Source organism: uncultured Microbacterium sp. (assembly GCF_945952435.1).
In the GTDB taxonomy this organism is placed as follows: domain Bacteria; phylum Actinomycetota; class Actinomycetes; order Actinomycetales; family Microbacteriaceae; genus Microbacterium.
On sequence record NZ_CAMFHZ010000013.1, the window covers coordinates 15,232 to 29,589 of the forward strand.

Annotated in this window: 9 protein-coding genes; 4 read left to right on the forward strand and 5 right to left on the reverse strand. The window is 73.4% G+C overall.

Annotation, left to right across the window (positions count from 1 at the left end; translation table 11 throughout):
- Positions 1-34 precede the first annotated feature (34 nt).
- The gene (locus tag Q0P88_RS08485; protein WP_295013065.1) at positions 35-1,450 is read left to right on the forward strand and encodes a zinc-dependent metalloprotease; all 1,416 of its coding nucleotides are present in this window, start codon (positions 35-37) and stop codon (positions 1,448-1,450) included.
- A gap of 774 nt (positions 1,451-2,224) precedes the next feature.
- Here the strand turns inward: Q0P88_RS08485 and Q0P88_RS08490 are convergent.
- Together Q0P88_RS08490 and nudC are read right to left on the reverse strand one after the other, a co-directional pair.
- Complete coding sequence (locus Q0P88_RS08490) at positions 2,225-3,931, reverse strand: ATP-dependent helicase (protein WP_295013067.1); 1,707 nt, start codon at positions 3,929-3,931, stop codon at positions 2,225-2,227.
- Positions 3,928-4,830, reverse strand: a complete 903-nt coding sequence (nudC, locus tag Q0P88_RS08495; RefSeq protein WP_295013069.1) for an NAD(+) diphosphatase — start codon at positions 4,828-4,830, stop codon at positions 3,928-3,930. The genes Q0P88_RS08490 and nudC overlap by 4 nt, the downstream gene beginning before the upstream one ends.
- A gap of 187 nt (positions 4,831-5,017) precedes the next feature.
- On the opposite strand from nudC, the gene Q0P88_RS08500 reads away from it, so the two are divergent.
- The gene (locus tag Q0P88_RS08500; protein ID WP_295013071.1) at positions 5,018-6,421 is read left to right on the forward strand and encodes a phosphotransferase; all 1,404 of its coding nucleotides are present in this window, start codon (positions 5,018-5,020) and stop codon (positions 6,419-6,421) included.
- Here the strand turns inward: Q0P88_RS08500 and Q0P88_RS08505 are convergent.
- Complete coding sequence (locus Q0P88_RS08505; RefSeq protein ID WP_363316503.1) at positions 6,367-9,897, reverse strand: ATP-dependent DNA helicase; 3,531 nt, start codon at positions 9,895-9,897, stop codon at positions 6,367-6,369. The two genes, Q0P88_RS08500 and Q0P88_RS08505, sit on opposite strands and share 55 nt — an antisense overlap.
- Complete coding sequence (locus Q0P88_RS08510; protein WP_295013073.1) at positions 9,861-13,097, reverse strand: ATP-dependent DNA helicase; 3,237 nt, start codon at positions 13,095-13,097, stop codon at positions 9,861-9,863. Before Q0P88_RS08510 ends, Q0P88_RS08505 begins: the two co-directional genes overlap by 37 nt.
- Positions 13,098-13,224: 127 nt before the next feature.
- On the opposite strand from Q0P88_RS08510, the gene Q0P88_RS08515 reads away from it, so the two are divergent.
- Together Q0P88_RS08515 and Q0P88_RS08520 are read left to right on the forward strand one after the other, a co-directional pair.
- The gene (locus tag Q0P88_RS08515) at positions 13,225-13,449 is read left to right on the forward strand and encodes a DUF3107 domain-containing protein (protein WP_295013075.1); all 225 of its coding nucleotides are present in this window, start codon (positions 13,225-13,227) and stop codon (positions 13,447-13,449) included.
- 2 nt (positions 13,450-13,451) lie between these two features.
- Complete coding sequence (locus Q0P88_RS08520) at positions 13,452-13,739, forward strand: hypothetical protein (protein WP_295013077.1); 288 nt, start codon at positions 13,452-13,454, stop codon at positions 13,737-13,739.
- A gap of 16 nt (positions 13,740-13,755) precedes the next feature.
- Here Q0P88_RS08520 and Q0P88_RS14075 read toward each other — a convergent pair whose 3' ends face one another.
- The gene (locus tag Q0P88_RS14075) at positions 13,756-14,343 is read right to left on the reverse strand and encodes a thioesterase domain-containing protein (protein ID WP_363316504.1); all 588 of its coding nucleotides are present in this window, start codon (positions 14,341-14,343) and stop codon (positions 13,756-13,758) included.
- Between the last annotated feature and the right edge of the window lie 15 nt (positions 14,344-14,358).

Consider the following 14,358-nt stretch of genomic DNA (forward strand, 5'->3'; position numbering starts at 1 on the left):
GCACGGGCTATACACGTGCTGAGAGGGACAGGCCATGGCTGAGAACGACCCGAACTCCGAGGACTTCCTGCAGTTCCTGCGCCGCATGCTCGGCGAGAACGCCGACGCGATCGATCTCAATGCCCTGCAGGGCATGAACATCGATCCCGCGATGATGCAGCAGATGATGCAGCAGATGCAGCACGCGATGAGCGGGGATCCGTGGGAGACCGCGCTGCGACAGGCGCTGCACATCGCCAACCAGGACGGGCAGGGCATCGACACCGGCGCACGCGGCTCGCTCGCCGAGGCCTTCGCGCTGGCCGACCTCTGGGTGGGCGAGGCGACGACGATCTCCGAGCTCGCCGAGCCGCCGCGCGCGCTGACCCGCGGCGAGTGGGTCGAGCAGACCCTGCCGGTGTGGAAGGAGGTCGCCGCACCCGTCTCGACGAGCATCGCCGACGCGCTCACGTCGGCCCTCGAGGGACAGACCCCCGAGGACATGCGGGACGCCGTGCAGGGCGCAGGCCGGCTCATGCGTGGCATCGGCGGATCGGTGTTCGCGATGCAGTTCGGGCAGGTGCTGGGCAACCTCTCCCTCGAGGTCGTATCGGGCGGCGACGTCGGGATCCCCGTGCTCCCCGCAGGCACGGCCGCGGTGATCCCGCAGAACCTCTCCGCCTTCGGTGAGGGGCTGGAGATCCCCGAGGATCAGATCGCGCTCTTCCTTGCGGCGCGCGAGCTCGCCTACGCACGCCTCTACCGGCACGCCCGCTGGCTGCACCTGCACGTGATGTCGCAGATCACGGAGTTCGCGAAGGGCGTCACCGTGGACGTCGACGCCCTGGAGGACCTGGCGGGTCGCATGGACCCGAGCGACCCGGAGGAGCTGCGCCGCGCCATCGAGGGAGGTGCTCTGCTCCCCTCGCAGTCCGAGGCCCAGCGAGAGGCTCTCGAGCGGTTGGAGAACCTCATCGCGACGATCGACGGCTGGGTCGACGTCGTCACGACGCAGGCGACGTCCCGACTTCCCGACAGCGCACGGATCGCCGAGGCGGCGCGGCGCCGCAGAGCGGCAGGCGGCCCTGCCGAGGATGCGCTCGGCGCCCTCGTCGGCCTGCAGATCCGTCCGCGTCGGCTCCGCGAGGCCGCCGCGATGTGGCGCGCCGTCACCGAGGCGGTCGGCATCGAGGCGCGCGATGCGCTCTGGGACTATCCGGACCTCATGCCCGACGCCTCCGACATCGACGATCCCGCGGCGCTCGTGGCCCGGCTGCAGGCGCGCGCCCGCGGCGAGGAGCCGCAGCCCGACGAGATGGACGAGGCGCTCGCCCGCCTGCTGAACGGCGAGGACTTCGGAGCGGGGACGGACACGTCCGCCGGCGGCGAAGATGAGGGCTCCGGGACGACGGATCCCGGATCGGACGGCCCCGCCGGATCCGAGGACGGTTCCGGCGAGAAGCCCGTCTGAGTCGGTTATCCACCGATCGCGGGATCCGCGGCCGTCCCCGGGGCCGTCGCCGTCATGATCGAGGGATGACGACCCTCCGCCTCGACCCCGCACGGCCCGTGCTGTGGCGCGACGCGGAGACGGTGCAGCTGGGCATCGGCGCGAACGCGGTGCGCCTCGACGTCGACGGCCCCTGGCTGCCGCGCATGCTGGACCGCCTCGGGAGCGGCATTCCGGAACGAGCCTTCGAGGTCGTCGCGCATGGACTCGGAGCATCGCTGCCAGCCGCGCGCAGGCTGCGCACGGCGATCGCTCCCCTCCTCGTGGTCGATACCCCTCGGCCGACGACCCGGATCGAACCCTCCCCCGCGCTCGACGCCCGCACCCTGTTGCGACTGGACGAGGCGCTGGACGAGGCCGGAGTGGACCTCGTCGAAGGAGACGACACGGGGGCTGCCGACGTGCCGGTCGTGCTCCTCCGGCACGGTGCGGTCGCCGCACGCGACGCGCTGCCGCAGCTCGTCCGCGACCGACCCCACGTGGCCCTCTCCTTCGACGCCGGCGGGGCGAGCGTCGGACCGCTGGTCCTCCCCGGTCGCACCCCATGCCTCTCGTGCCGGGACGCGCACGACCGGGAACGGGATCCGGCCTGGGCCGCTCTGCACGTGCAACTGCTCGAGCGGGACCCCGGGCACATCCCGCTCGCCGTGATCGTCGCGGCCGCGGCGGCCTGCGCCGGACTGCTCTCCGAGCACGCGGAGTCCACACGCAGCGGAGAGTCCAGGACGATCCGGGTCAGCCGCGACGGACGCCGGGCATCGCGGACGGTGCGGTTTCACGCAGACTGCGCCTGCCGATCTCCGCGAGGAAGCGCGACGGGCGGCGTCCCGCACGGTCCGCGTCCCGCGACCACGTCATCGTCAGCGTACGCGCGGCGCGCGTGACGCCCACATAGGCGAGGCGCCGTTCCTCGTCGATCGCCTCGAACCCGCTCGCGTACGAGATCGGGAGGAGTCCCTCGGAGCAGCCGACGAGATACACGTGCGGCCACTCGAGGCCCTTGGCGGCGTGCAGGGTCGAGAGCGTCACCGTGCTCAGCACGGGCTCGTGCTGGTCCTTAGCCCGGGCGAACAGGTCGTCCGCGAAGGCCCGCATCGTGGTGGCCTCCGGCGCGTCCTCGGCGAGGCGCAGCACCGCGCGACGCGCCTCCCAGGCGTCGCGGAGGGCGCCCCCCGCCTCGGGCGGCTCGTCGGTGTAGCCGAGCCCGCGCAGCACGTCGCGCACGGCGGGGAGGAAGGCGTGCTGCTGCGGCGCGACGGCTGCGGCCCGCAGCGCCTGCACGGCCTGGCGCACTTCGGGCATGTCGAAGAAACGACGTCCCCCGAGCACGCTCGCCGCGACCCCCGCGGCCGCGAGCGCCTGAAGGATCGCGCCCGACTGGGAATGGGCCCGGTAGAGCACCGCGATCTCCTCGGGAGCCACGCCGTCCCTGATGCGCGCCGCGATCGAGCGGGCGACCCCCCGAGCCTCCTCCGCGTCGTCGTCGAACGCCACGACGACGGCCGGTTCGGCATCGGGGTGCGGCTCCGTCGGTGCGAGTTCGAGCGCACCGGGGCGACCCCGCATGAGCTCGTTGGCCACGGTCAGCACGGGCTCGACCGAGCGGTAGTTCGTCTCGAGGCGCACGACGGTCGCGCCGGGATGACGTCGTTCGAACTCGAGCAGATAGCGCTGGTCGGCGCCGGCGAACGAGTAGATCGTCTGCGAGGCGTCTCCGACGACGCACAGATCGCCGCGGTCCCCCAGCCAGAGTTCGAGCAGACGGTGCTGCAGCGGCGACACGTCCTGGAACTCGTCCACCGTGAAGTGCCGGTACTGCTCGTGCACGGCGGCCGCGACGCGGGGCTCCGCTTCGAGCATGCCCGCGCAGGCCAGCAGCACGTCCTCGAAGTCGAGCTGGTGCCGGTCGTCCTTCAACGTCTCGTAGGCGCGCGAGAGATCCGCGATCTGCGTGGCATCGAAACGCCCGATCTTCGCGCCCTTCTCCGCCGCCTCCTCGATCGAGAGCATCGAGACCTTGCGCCACTCGATCGCGGAGGCGAGGTCGCGCAGGGTCGCCGTGTCGGGGCGCAGACGCAGCAGGTCGGCCGCCTGCGCGAGCAGCCGTACCTTGTTGTCGACGATGGCGGGGGCAGGGCCTCCCGCGAGCGAGGGCCAGAAGAATCCGAGCTGCGCGAGGGCCGAGGCGTGGAAGGTCCGTGCGGAGACGCCCTCGACGCCGAGCGCGCGCAGACGCCCTCGCAGCTCCCCCGCGGCCTTCGCGGTGAACGTGACCGCCATGACGCGGTTCGGCGAGTAGGCGCCCGTCTCCACGCCGTGCGCGATCCGATGCGTGATGACCCTGGTCTTGCCCGTCCCGGCGCCGGCGAGCACCGCGACGGGGCCGCGCAGGATGGAGGCGGCCTCGCGCTGACGCTCGTCGAGTCCGTCGAGAGCGCTCACCGCCGGTACCAGTCGAGGATCAGGCGATGGGCGATCGACGCCGTCCCGGGGAGGGCGACCGGCCCCTCGCCGGCGAGAGAGGTGCCGATCTCCGCGCGGGTCAGCCAGCGCACCTCGATGATCTCCTCGCCGTCGCCCCGGGCGGAGGCCTCGTCCGCCGCCGTGGCGTGGAAGCCCACCATGAGCGAGCGCGGGAACGGCCAGGGCTGCGAGGAGAAGTAGGCGAGGTCGGTGACGCGCACGCCCGCCTCCTCGGCGAGCTCGCGATGCACGGTGGCCTCGAGCGACTCCCCCGCCTCCACGAAGCCCGCGAAACAGGAATGCATGCGCCCTTTCCACTGGGCGTTGGCCCCCAGCAGCAGCCGCTCGCCGTCGCGGCTCTGCACGGCCACGATGATCGCCGGATCCGTGCGCGGGAAGTGCTCACGTCCGCAGTTCTCGCAGCGCCGGGACCAGCCGCTCTGCCGCAGGCGCGCGATCCCTCCGCAGGTCGGGCAGAAGCCGTCGCGCAGCCAGCCGGCGAGCGCGATGGCGACGACGAGCAGTTCGGCGTCGAAGGCGTCGACGACCGGCATGGCCTCGCGCAGATCCGCCCAGCGAGGCGCCCAGGAACCGTCCGCGTCCGTGTCGTCCTCGGGGTCCTGCAGAGCAAGGAGCAGCCCGGAACCGTCCGCACGGCGTCCCAACAGTGCCCACTCCCTCGTGTGCTCGAGCACGGGGTCGGCGGGAGACACGAGGAGCAGGCCGCCGTCGTCCACCGGCACACGGCGCTCGCGCACGACGAGCACGCCGGTCGCTTCATCGGCCCGCAGGCGGTCGATCGTGTGCGGATCCTCCCGCCACTCGCCCGCTCGATCCAGCACGGGCACGCCGGGATCCCCGGTCGCGTGACCCGTCATCGACTCCCCTTCACACAGGCGTGCCCGAGGACATCGGCCCGGTGCCGACCGTGACCCGTCATCGACTCCCCTTCACACAGGCGTGCCTGAGGACATCGACCCGGTGGCGACCGTGACCCGTCATCGACTCCCCTTCACACAGGCGTGGCGGGCCCGGCGTGGACGAGGCTCGACCTACCCTGGTGACATGGCTCGCTCACCCTTCACTCTAGCCGCGGCCGTCACCGCCGCGGTGCCCGGAGCCGATGTGATCGGCGCCCGCGCGCTCAGCGCCGACGGGGACGCCCGGTTCGACTCCGCAGTGGCGACGCTCGCCGACGGCACGGAGGTCGCGATCCGCGCCGCGAGCGACGACGACACGTCCTCCGAGCTGGCCAGGGAGAGCCTCGCGCTGCGGGCGCTGACCCCGGGGGCGCGATCGATGCTGCGCTTCGCCGCGCCGGAGCATCTCGGCGACGGCCGGGTGGGCGAGACGCGCACCCTCGTCACGACGCTCGTGCCCGGTTTCCAGATCGACGCCGCCGACATCCCTCCCGGCGCGGGAGCGGCCGCGGCGATCGGCAAGGCGGTCGCCGGGCTGCACGCGCTGCCGGCGTCGGTCGTGCGCGGGGCGGGTCTCGCCGAGCGGACGCCAGAGGAGGCCCGCGAGGAGATCCGCACCCTCGTGGACCGGGCGGCGGCGACGGGCCGCGTCTCGGCACGGCTCACGGTGCGATGGCGAGAGGCCGTCGACGCCGACGAGCTGTGGCGCTTCGAGTCCGCGGTCACGCTCGGAGGCGCGCACGCCGGGTCGTTCCTGTTCGAGGACGACGACGAGCGTGGTCCGCGCGTGGTCGGCGTGATCGGCTGGCACGGGCTGTCGATCGGGGATCCGGCGGTCGACCTCGCTTGGCTCACCCTGGCCGCGGACGCACGGGACGACGTGCTCGACGCCTACGCCGGCGCGACGCTCCGCGCCCCGGACGGCGGGCTCGGGGTGCGCGCCCGCCTGCTCGCTGAGCTGGAGCTGGCGCGCTGGCTGCTGCACGGGCACGACACCCGCCGCTCGGACATCGTCGATGACGCGGCCGTGCTGCTGGACGCGCTCGCGGACGGGATCCACGACGACCTCGCGCCGCGGCCGGGATCCGGTGCAGGAGTCGACGAGGCGCTGTCGGCCCTGGACCGCGTGCCGGCCCGGGAACCCAACCCGATCGACACGTCGATGCAGACCGACGCCTACGATGCGACGGCGTTCGCGGGGATCGCGTCCGACGACACCGCGGCGTTCGGTCCCCGCGGCCACGCCGAGGAGCCCGAGGAAGAGCGGCGCGAGGAGCGCGGGCGACCGCAGGACGATGCGGTGGCCCGGGACAGAGACGATCTCGATGCGACCGGTCCTCTCGAGGACCTGGACCCGAATGCGACCGCCGACCTCAGCGACCTCCGCGACGATCCCGACCTGCGTGAGGACGGATCCGACCGGCGCTCCGGAGGCCGGACGCTGCTTCCCAGCGAGGGCGGGATCTCGGGCGAGGACAACGACGTCGCCGAAGCTCACCGCGCCGCGCGCGCCGCGTTCCAGCGCTGGACCAGCTCCTCCTCGGAGTAGATCCGATCGTCGCGGATGACGAGTTCGTCCGCGACGTAGAACAGCGCGACGTCGATCTCGGCGAGCGGCACGCCGAATCGCCGGTGGTAGGCGAGACGGTACAGGGCCAACTGCAGCAACCGTTCCTCGCGCTCCTGCGCCGTCGACGGCGGCTTCCCCGTCTTCCAGTCGACGATCTCGATCCGTCCCGAGCGGTCCTGCCGGCGATAGACCGCGTCGAGCTTGCAGATCACGATCCGCGGCGGTTCCCCCTCGCCCACAGGCAGCGCGAAGTCGATCTCGGTCTCCACGGCGATCGGTTGCAGCGGCCCCCATTCGCTGCGCTCGAAGATCTCCCGCAGCCGGGCCAGATCCTCCGCATCGGCGCGGGCGCTCTCGTCGGTGCTCCCGCCCACCCCTGTGACGACAGGGGCGGGATCGTCGTCCCGGTCCCAGAGCGCATCGTCGAGCGAGGTGCCGACGCCCACGGATCCGGAGCGGTGCTCGACCCAGGCGTGGAAGAGCGTGCCGAGACGGGTCTGCCGGTAGGGGCGTTCCGGCATGGGCCGGGCGAGGGAGCGGATGGTGCCGGCATAGTCGGTCACGTAGTCCTTGAAGCGCGAGGCCGGAACCCGGGTGGGCGCATCCGCCAGCGCCCCGCGTCGCCGTGCCGCGCGCTCCGCGAGCAACCGTTCGAGCTCCGGCGACGCAACGGGCGGCTCCGGCGCCTCGGCGGCGCGACGGACCTCGTCGGCCGCCGCACTCACGCGGGACCGGCGGGCGCCGAGCGGATCCATCGGCCAGACGCTGGTGCGGGAGGCGCCCTCGTACGGGTTGTCCTCCGAGACCGCGGCGGGCAAGGGATCGAGCCCCAGCTCCTCGATCGCGTCGAGCAGGTAGGGACTCGGGGTCCGCGGGTTCTTCTGTCCGGCCCAGTGCGATCCGGTCAGCAGCAGATCGGTGCGGGCACGGGTCATCGCGACGTATGCGAGACGGCGTTCCTCGGCGCGCTGATAGGCACGGTAGGCGTCCTTGAACCGCCGCAGTGCTCCGCCGGAGGGGTGCTCCTTGGTGATCCCTGCGAGCAGCGAGGCCTTCGCCGCCTTCTCCTGCTTCGCCGGATCCGGACCGGCCGCGTCGCGCGCCTCCTGCGGATCCCAGGCGAAACGCGGCAGCGCGTCCCGGTCGCCGCGCAGGGAGAACGGCACGACGCCGAACCCGAACCACCCCTGCGCGTCCGTGATGCGTCCGGGCAGCTCGTCCTCGACGAGGCGCACGACGGCGACGGCGTCCCACTCGAGGCCCTTGGACCCGTGGATCGTCAGCAGCTGCACGACGCCCGGCTCTGGCGGCTCCGTGCGCGGCATGAGCTCGTCGGTCATCTCGGCCTTGTCCAGCCAGGCGAGCAGGCTCGAGATCGTGCCGCGGTCGTCCGCGGTCAGGAACGCCCGCACCTCGTCGCCGAAGGCGCGCAGCTGCGTCGCCGCGACACGGGCCGGCCCGCGGGTCTCGTTGACCGCCAGCTCGATGTCGAGCCTCAGCTCGGTCTCGATCGTGCGGATGAGCTCGAGGATCGGCTGCCCGGAGGCCAGCCTCAGCCGTTCCAGCATCTCCCCCGCCGCGCGCAGCCGTGCCCGGCCCTCGGGACTGATCCCCCCGAGCAGACGGTAGTCGTCTCGCACGGCTCGGACGACGTCGACCGCATCGACGATCGAGACCGCCTCATCGGCTCCCCGCGAGGACCGCAGCCGTTCCCGGAGCTCGTCCGAGAGCGGGGCGAGGGCGCCGTCGCGCACGGCCAGCTCCCGGGCGAGATCGTGCAGGGCCGCCATGTCGGCGACGCCTACCGCGAACCGCGGGCCGACCAGCAGCCGGATCAGCGCGGACCCCGCGGTCGGATCGTGGATCACGCGGAGCGCGGAGACGACATCGACGACCTCCGGGGTCGCGAGCAGGCCGCCGAGCCCGAGGATGCGGTGCGGGATGCCCCGCGCAGCGAGCGCTCCCGCGAACGTCTGCATGTGCCGCTTCGAGCGGAACAGGATCGCGCCGGTGTGCGGGCGCCCCGCGGCGTCCTCGTCGTGCTGTCCGCGCAGTCCCGCGAACCAGTCGGCGACGTCGGCCGCCTCGTCGTCCACCGTCTCGCCGTAGCGGACCTCGACGCGGCCGGTGCCGGATCCGGGCCTCGCCTCGAGCTCCGGCACCGCGAGCCCCGGCTGCTGCAGCGGTCGCAGCACCCGGTTCGCGACGTCGAGGATGCGCTCGTCGTTGCGCCAGCTGGTCATGAGGCTGTACTGCGCGGGCGTGCGCTCCCGTGCGAACGTGCGCCCGAAGGCGTAGAGGTTGTCGGCGCTTGCGCCGCGCCAGCCGTAGATCGACTGATGCGGGTCGCCGACAGCCATGACTGCTCCGTCCCGGAACAGCGCGGAGAGGAAGCGGGTCTGGATGACCGAGGTGTCCTGGTACTCGTCGAGGAGGACGACGCGATGCTGCGCCCGGAGCTCGGCGCGCACCTCCGGCGCCGCCTCGACGATGTCGTAGGCCCCTCCGACCTGGTCGGCGAAGTCGCGCACGCCCCGCCGCCGCTTCTCGGCGATGTACTCGCGGACGAGCTCGGCCAGGATCGGCATCGCACGCAGGTTCGGCACGATCTTGTCGAGGTCGGTCTGCGGCAGGAAGGGCGCGAACTCGTCGGCCTGGGCCTGCGCGATCCTCACCATGTCGTCGAGGTCGACGCGGTGGTCGAGCACGTCGCCCGCGAGACGCTGCACGGCGTCGATCACGCCGCCCAGCGCACGGTCCACGTCCTCCAGCCCCGGCAGCTCCGCACGCAGGACGACCGTGCGGGCGATGAGCCAGGAGGCCGACGTGCTGAGCATCGCGGCCTCGGGATCGCTGCCGATGTGCGCCGCGTGCTCGCGGACGATGCCGTCGGCGAACGCGTTGTAGGTCGAGACCCTCGGCCGGATGATGAGGTCCTCCGTCGGACGCGGCGCGGTCGGGTCGGCCCCGGTTCCGAAGCGCTCGGCCAGGCCGTCGAGGACCTCGCGCTGCACCGTCGCACGCTGCGCCGGCGTGCGCGCCGCGGCGATCCGTGCGAGTGCGTCGGTCGCGACGATCTCGGGCAGGTGGGGCAGCAGGCCGCGCCGGCCGTACTCGTCGATCCGGTCGAGGCGCAGCGCGATCCGCTCCGCCAGCTCTCCCGCGGCCTTACGGGTGAACGTGAGACCGAGGATCTCGTCCCGGGCGACGTGGCCGTTCGCGACGAGCCAGACGACGCGGCCCGCCATCGTCTCGGTCTTGCCGCTGCCGGCGCCGGCGACGACGAGCGCCGGAGTCGGCGGCGCCTCGATCACCCTCTGCTGCGCCTCGGTCGGAGTGGGCAGCCCGAGCGCGGTCGCGATGTCGACCGCCGAGATCGCGAACCCGCCCTCCCAGGCGGACGCGGGTGTCCCGGCGCTCACGCGCTGACCGCGGGGATCGTGTGGATCCGGCACGGGCTGATCCGCACCTGGGTGTCGGCGCAGTGCGCCTCGACCTGGGCGGTGAAGCTCGACGCCGCCATGCCACGGCCCGCCTCGGCCACCCGGGCGAGGAAGGCGTCTCGGGCCTCGTCGTCCAGGCGATGCTGGTGCGCGACCCTGTACGTGCTCCGGCCGATCGTCTGGGACACGATCACCAGCCGGGCGCCGACGAGGTCGGCCGGCGCAGCGCCCGCCACGAGACCCTCCTCTACGGCGAGCTGGTACGCCGCCAACTGCGCGTGGTCGAGCACCTTCGCCTCGGTCACCTTGTCCTCGCTCTTTCCCGTCTTCAGATCGACGACCACGACGCGCTCGTCGCCGTCGCCGTCCGCCATCGCCGTCCACGACCGCTGCGGTCCGCGGGCGTCGGCGTGCTCGCCCGCCCCGCGGGGATAGGCCTCGACCCGGTCGATCGTGCCCCGGAGGATCGCCTGGTGCGCCAGATCCTCCGGATCCACGGGGTGCGCCCGCGGCGCGGACCCCTCCGCGATGTCGATCGCCAGACGGAACTCCCCCTCGGCCGACACGAGCCGCCCGCCGTCCGTCCTCACCGCGACGAGGTAGTCGTGGAGGCGCTGCAGGTACAGGTCGGCCCTGCGGCGTTCCTTGACGCTGATCCACTCGCTCTCGAAATCGAGCTCGCCCCAGCGCTCGTCGAGGATCCGCCGCATCGCCTCCAGGTCGCCGTCGGGCACGTGCTCCATCGCGGCGTGCACGAAGGTGCCGATGCCCGCGGAGGCCGAGGACACGGTGTCGCCGCCGAGGGCGGACACCGCCCAGTTCACCCCGCACTCCTCGAAGGCCTCGAGCCGGGAGGGCGACACCGGGACGGCGCCGGTGTCGAGGTCGCGCAGCGGGCGGTCGTCCGAAGGCCCGCGGATCCCGAACCATCCGTCCGGATCCGCGCCGGGCACGTCCGCCTCCGCGAGCAGGCGCAACTGCCCTGCCGCCTCGGCCCTGGCCGCCCGATCGGTCGACGTGGTGAGGGTGCGCCGATGCTTCGCCACGAGGCCGCGCAGGGTCAGCGGGTGCGCGTGCCGGTCGTCGGCGGGCTCCGGATCGGGGAGGAACGCGAAGAACGGGCTCGGCCCCTGATCGTCGTCGTCGACCGCGGTGACCAGCAGCCGATGCCGGGCGCGCGAGATGGCCCGGACGAACAGCCGCAGCTCGTCGTGCAGCGCCGCGCGTCGTCGGTCGAGCGTGGAGTGCTCGTGCTCGGGCTCCCCGGAACGGGCCGCCGCGATCGCCTCGGGGAGCCGCCAGGTCTCCAGAAGCCCTCCGCGCAGACGCACGTTGGGCCAGATCCCGTCCTGCACGCCCGCGAGCACGACGGCGTCGAACTCGGTGCCGAGCGCCGTCGCAGGCGTCATCAGCGCGACCGTGCCGGGGCGCTCGGGCGCGGAGAGCGAGTCCTCGGGGATCTCGCTGTCGAGGATGTCGTGGATGAACGCCTCCGGGCCCTTCTCTGGCGCGCGCTCGACCGAGCGCTTGGCCGCGTCGAACAGGGCCACGAGGGCGTCGAGCGCCCGCGCCGTCTCCGCCCCGCCCGGCGCGGACGCCGCATCCTGCCAGGCCGCGGCGAGCCGCCGTCCGTCCCGGGCGCGTGCGGCGTCCCAGACCCTCCAGAGCAGCTCGTGGATCGTCTCCCCCCGCGCATGCGCCGCCCGCACCTCGCGGAGCACGGTCGCGAAGCGGTCGGCCGTCCGCGCCTCGGGGGTGTCGATGCGGGCGAGCAGAGCGGGCTCGGCCAGCGCGTCGCGCAGCAGCCGTCGTGCCGGGGCCGAGCCGCCCTGCTCCAGCTCGACATGGCGCAGGCGCGCCCGCAGCCGGCGGAGCCCGACGCCGTCGAGGCCGCCGAACGGGGTGCGCAGCGCCTCCGCGAGGATCTGCGGATCCCGTTCGGCCGGGTCCACGAGCGCGAGCCGGACGATCCCGACGATGTCGCGCACCACGGCCTCGCTGCCGAGAGGCCTCTGGACCCCGGCGGCCCGCGTCGGCACCTCGCGCGCGGCGAGCTCGGCCTCGAGCATCGTGACCTGACGGGTGTCGTGGGCGATGACCGCGATCCGCTCCCACGGCACGCCGTGCGACAGGTGCCATTCGCGCAGCTGATGCGCGATGCGGTCGTGCTCCTCGTGCGGCGAGGGAGCGAGGAACGCGGTCACCGCGCCGCCCGCGTCCTCCGGATCCGTGCGCTCGGGAGCGCGCCGGTGCTCCACGCGTCCGGACACGCCGATCGTCTGGACGACCGTGCGGGTCAGCGCGGTGAGCGGCGGGTCCTGACGCAGCGCACGGTCGAGCACGTGCACGTCCCCGAGCATCCCCGCGAGCCGGGCGAAGAGCTCGGGACCGGCGCCCCGGAACGCCCCGGAGGAGATGTCGGGATCGCCGAACGCGATCACGGCGATGCCGCGCGCGCGCAGCGCCTCGACGAGGCCCACCCCGCCGACGGTCAGCTCCTGCGCGTCGTCGATGAGCACCACCCTCAGCGCCCCGAGCGGGCCGAGCAGTTCCGGGTCCGCGGTGCGGAGGATCGCCGCGGACTCGGCGAGGAGGTCCGCGGCATCGCGGTGGGCCGCACGCGCCCGGTCGAGCACCCCCCGATACGCCCGTCCGAACGTGCCGACCGCGCGCCAGGATGCGCGGTCGGAGGTCGCGAGCTCGGCGTCGGTCACCCCCCGCTCCGTGCACTCCGCGAGGAAGGCGCGCAGCTCGGACCGGAAGGCGCGCGAGGACCGTACGGTCGCGCCGAGCTCCTCCGGCCAGCGCCGCACGCCCTCCGCCTCGTCCTCCGCATCGCCGGCGAGCAGATCCGCGATGAGGCGGTCCTGATCGGCGCCCGTGAGCAGCGCCGGCGGCTCCTGTCCGCTGTGCACCATCGTCCCGCGCACGACCTGGAACGCGAAGGATCCGAGGGAGCGCGCGAGAGGGCCAGGCGTGGCGACGCGCACTCGCACCCCGATCCGGTCGCGAAGGGCCGTCGCGGCGTGACGGTTGGGAGTCAGCGCGAGCAGCTCCTGCGGAGCGAGCTCGGCGGCGAGGAGGGCAGCGACGCGTTCGACCAGCGCATGCGTCTTACCCGTGCCCGGCCCCCCGATCACCGTGCCCGACAGGGTCGCCGGGGCGTCGATCACCGCGGCCTGCGCAGCGGTCGGGGTGGGAGGAGCGGGCATGCCTCCACGCTATCCGCCGCGGCCGACATCGCCCTCGGCGAACAGGACCGCGCCCCGCGGCCGGCGCCCTGTGGCCCGCGATAGAGTGACGAGGACTCATCGACCCCGGCTTTCAAGGAGCGCTTCCGTGGAGATCCGCATCGGCATCATCAACACCGGCCGCGAGCTCAGCTTCGAGACCTCGACCTCGGCGGACGAGGTGCGCGCGGCCATCGCCGGCGCGCTCGACTCCGGCGCGAGCCACGTGACCCTCGCGGACGTGAAGGGCAACTCGTACATCGTCCCCACCGCCAGCCTCGGCTACGTCGAGCTCGGCACCGAGGAGTCCCGCCGCGTCGGCTTCGTGGCCTGACCGTGTACATCCTCCTCGCACTGATCGCGGCGTGCCTGCTCGGCATCGCGGTGCACTACCTCGTCCCCTCTCGCACGGTGCGGGGCGTCGCCGTCGCCCCGGCCATCGCGACGGCCGTCGCCGCGGCGGCCTACGCCCTAGGCCAGTGGGGCGGGCTGAAGGAGTCGAGCGTCTGGCTCTGGCTGCTCTCCCTCGGCGGTGCGATCGTCGTGTCCGCCGTCGCGACCGTCGTGCTGACCCGCGTGCGCGTGCACCGGGACGGCACGCGGCGCGCGGCACTCGGGATCTGAGTTCCGCCCGAACCTCTCAGGCTCCCCTCCCTGGTCGCCCGCCCTCAGCCACTCGGTCAGGTGCTCCCCGACCACACGGAGCGGGCCGGGCCGCGTCATGTCGCGGTGCGTGCAGTCCACGTCGACGACCCGGAGCTCCCCGTCGACGTGCGCCTGCCACTCCTGGGGATCGTGGTCGGGGCCGATGCCGACTCGCGAGGCGCGGAGGAACAGCACGTCGCCCACGAAGGGCTCGTGCCGGAACTCCCGCAGGATCCGCGCGGTGTTGCGGTAGGAGCGCACCAGAGCGGCGAGCACCTCCCGCCCGAGGCCCGCCAGGGGCGAGGAGCTCCGCGAGCACGTCGGCGAGCGCGTGGACGTCGACGCCGACCTCGTGCCCGCGCTGCTGCAGGCGGGCCGCCATGACCTGCGCGACCATGCCGCCGAGCGACCAGCCCACCAGGTGGTACGGCCCGTCCGGCTGCACCCGGAGCATCTCCGCGATGTAGTCCTCCACCATGTCGCCGAGCGAGGCGGGCTGCGCACCGGGTTGCAGCACCCGCGCGCCTGCAGTCCCCAGACCGGGATGTCCCGGGGCAGGTGCTTCGGCAGCCCCGCGTAGCACCAGGACAGGCCGCCG